This window comes from Hydrogenophaga sp. (assembly GCF_022844385.1).
Lineage (GTDB): Bacteria > Pseudomonadota > Gammaproteobacteria > Burkholderiales > Burkholderiaceae_C > Hydrogenophaga.
On record NZ_JALHLX010000091.1, the window covers coordinates 11276 to 14324 of the forward strand.

The window sequence follows — 3049 nt, forward strand, 5'->3', positions numbered from 1 at the left end:
CCAATGATGGCCTGCCCGCCGCCGCAGAACTCGCTTCGGCTGGGGGAGCCTTGCGAAAAGGCAAAGCTGGCGGAGGTGTCGCAGCGCGTCCAGCCTGCGCTGTTGAGGTAGGCCTGGTTGTAGAGGGCGTCCGCCGTCAATGGCGTGCCGCCGCTGCGACCTCCGCGAACGTCGATCAGATCAAAGCCGACCGGGCCGGCCGCCTTGCCGGCCACCGACAGACTGCGGAAGCTGGCGTTGTCCGCGTCCACGTAGCGAAGGTTGAGCAGGTCCGAGTCGACCGCGGTCTGGGCGCGCGTCTGGTCATCCACCGCGAGCGTGATGCCGGCGTCCATGGTGGCCGCCACAATGAAGGCGATGTTGCGTGCGTTGTCCTGCGGATCGTTGAAGTCGAAAGCCGGATCGGCCAGGTAGTTGTCAATTTTGGCCACCTCAATACCGAGCAGATCAGCCACGTTGTCGCGTGCCTGGGCCAGACTCTGGCCGGCCGCCAGCGCGGTTTGTACCAACGTGGTCAGCGGGTTGATCTGCGCGTTGTCCGCTACGGACGCACTCATCACAAACCCCTGTTCCACCAGGGCCTCCGCCGGCGCACTCGCATCGCGCGCTGTCAGGGGTATCACCGCAATCAAACGGCTGGCATTGACATTGGCCGGGGCGATCTGTGTGCTGTCGTACACCACGGTGTAGCGGCCATCCAGTGCGGTGGGGGTGGCCCCGGGCTCACCAGCGTCGCAGGTGTTGCTGGTGTCCAGGTCCACACACACCGTGGCCCCCGACACCGTGGAATTGATCACCACCAGGCCACTGAGCGCCACCTGGTTGGGGTTGGTCGGGTCGAGTGGCGTCAGGGGCGTGCCGCCCACCGCAGGCGTGGGCGGGTTCGCGACGGCAACTTCGTCGTCGGAGCCGCCGCCGCAAGCGGCCAGGGAGAGCGCCACGATGGCGCTGCTCAACGCAAGTGAAAGGGGTGAAAGGCTGTGTTTCATGGCGAACTCCTCGTTGTGTTGGGGGATGCCCAGTTTTCGCCCGATCGCTTGCTTTGCCCATCGCCCGTGCGGCATAGTCCGGTGCGCAAAGCCGTCCACCGTTTGGCAGATGGGCAGGCTCACGGTCCCGTCATAAGGTCATCCCAACCATGAACGCACCCTCCCCCGCCGTGAACGCTGTTGAATCGCCTGCGCTGGCCGAACTGGTGTTGCGCCGCAGCCTCGAACACGTGCTGGGTCAAAGCCGCCTGGGATGCATCACCGCTGTTGTGGTGTCGGCGTTGCTGGGCACGGTGTTTGTGCCGAACGTGGGATGGCTGAGCTATGGCCTGTGGTTTGGCGCGGTGGCCACCGGATTCATCACACGGCAGATCTGGTTCGAGCGTCTGCGCAAAACGCCCACCCCCAGCGAGCAGCATCTCTTGTGGGTCACCGGTATATCGGCCGTCACGGGCTGGCTGGTGATCCTGTGCGTTCCCTTGTTCACGCCCAGTCTCCCGCAGGACGAGGCCGCGTTTGTGTTTGCCCTCATGATTTCCTGGATCGCGGCAGCGGTGGCCGTCCTGGGTGTGAAGCCGCGCATCTACGGCCTGTATCTCTGCATCGCGCTGCCCACCGCGCTGTACCCGATGACCACACACTCCGGTGTGCCGCCCATCCTGCTCGTGGCCATGGCCCTGGGTGGCTACCTGATGTTCCGCATGTCGCTGGGTATCCGCGCGCTGCTGGTCGAAGCGGTCTCCACCGGGCAACGCAGCGAGGTGCTGGCACAAGACCTGGACCGCGCCATGCAGCAGCAGAAGGCGGCCTTCCTGGCCCGCTCGCGCTTTCTGGCCGCTGCCAGCCACGACTTGCGCCAACCCATCCACGCGCTGTCGTTGCTGGTCAACGTGCTGAAGAAAACGCACAACGAGGCGCGCCGCGTGGAGGTGGTGGGCGAGATCGAACGCACCTCGCAATCCATCCAGTCGATGTTTCGCAGCCTGCTCGACATGGCGCAGATCGACGCGGACAGCATGCACGCCACGATGGAGCGGCTCGACCTGCTGGTGCTGCTGCAGTCGGTGCTGGCGGGCTGCGCCGATCGCTGCGCCGACAAAGGTCTGCAGTTGCACACCGACCTGCCCTCGGTGTGCTTTGCGCAGGGCGACGCCATCCTGCTCGAACGCGTGTTGCGCAACCTCCTCGACAACGCTGTGAAGTACACCCGGGCGGGACGTGTGAGCGTCAGCGCCAGCGTGCAGGCCGGTCATGTGGTGATCGAGCTGACCGACACCGGCGTGGGCATGTCGACGCAAGACCTGGACCATCTCTACCAGCCGTTTCATCGGGGCGCCTCGTCGCGTGGCAGCGCCACCGACGGCCTGGGTCTGGGGCTGGCGATTGCACGCCACATGATCGAACTGATGGGCGCAAGCTTGCACATTGAATCGGTGCTGGGACAAGGCACCACCGCCACCGTGACGTTGAAGGCGGCCAGCCAGAGCGGCCGTGTGGCGTCGACCGAAGAGCCCACGGCCCTGCTCGCGGGTTTGCGGGTGTTGATGGTGGAAGACGACGCCCAGGCGCGTCTGGCGCTGAGCCTGTGGCTGCAGGAGTCGGGCGCCCAGGTGCAGACCGCCGCCAGCGGGCAAGAGGCGATCGAGCTGCTCCAACAGGGGGATGCCCCGGACCTGCTGCTGGCCGACCTCACGCTGGACCCGGGCCCCGACGGCCTTTCCGTGATCGCGGCCTGGCAGGAAAAACATCCCTCGCTGCAAGCGCTGCTGATCACCGGCGAGGACCACATACAAGACCTGCCACCCACCCAGCCCGTGCTCCGAAAGCCGGTGGTCCCGGAGGCCTTGGTGATCGCACTCGAATCCCTGTTGACCAACCGGTAGCTCCACCATGAACACCTGCGCCGACAAGGTTTCGCCTCCTTCCGCGATGCAACAGCCTTTGTCGTGCACCTGGCGAGAGTGGATCGCCAGACCTGAACAGGAGCGCGAGGTGGACGCGATCGTGGTGGGTTCGGGTTACGGCGGCAGCGTGGCGGCGCTACGGCTGGCGGAAAAAGG

The 3049-nt window shown here is 65.7% G+C and carries 1 protein-coding gene and 1 pseudogene; one reads left to right on the forward strand and one right to left on the reverse strand.

What is annotated here, in order from left to right; genetic code table 11:
- Positions 1-989, reverse strand: a pseudogene (locus tag Q0C59_RS14125) (hypothetical protein); the annotation flags it as partial.
- A 149-nt stretch (positions 990-1138) separates the two neighbouring features.
- Here Q0C59_RS14125 and Q0C59_RS14130 point away from each other — a divergent pair.
- Positions 1139-2872 carry a hybrid sensor histidine kinase/response regulator gene (locus Q0C59_RS14130; RefSeq protein WP_291216524.1) on the forward strand — a complete coding sequence of 578 codons (1734 nt, stop codon included), beginning with the start codon at positions 1139-1141 and terminating at the stop codon, positions 2870-2872.
- Positions 2873-3049: the final 177 nt, after the last annotated feature.

Coding starts and splice junctions, on each gene's coding strand:
- Q0C59_RS14130 (WP_291216524.1), top strand. CDS start 1,139: ATGAACGCACCCTCCCCCGCCGTGAACGCTGTTGAATCGCCTGCGCTG.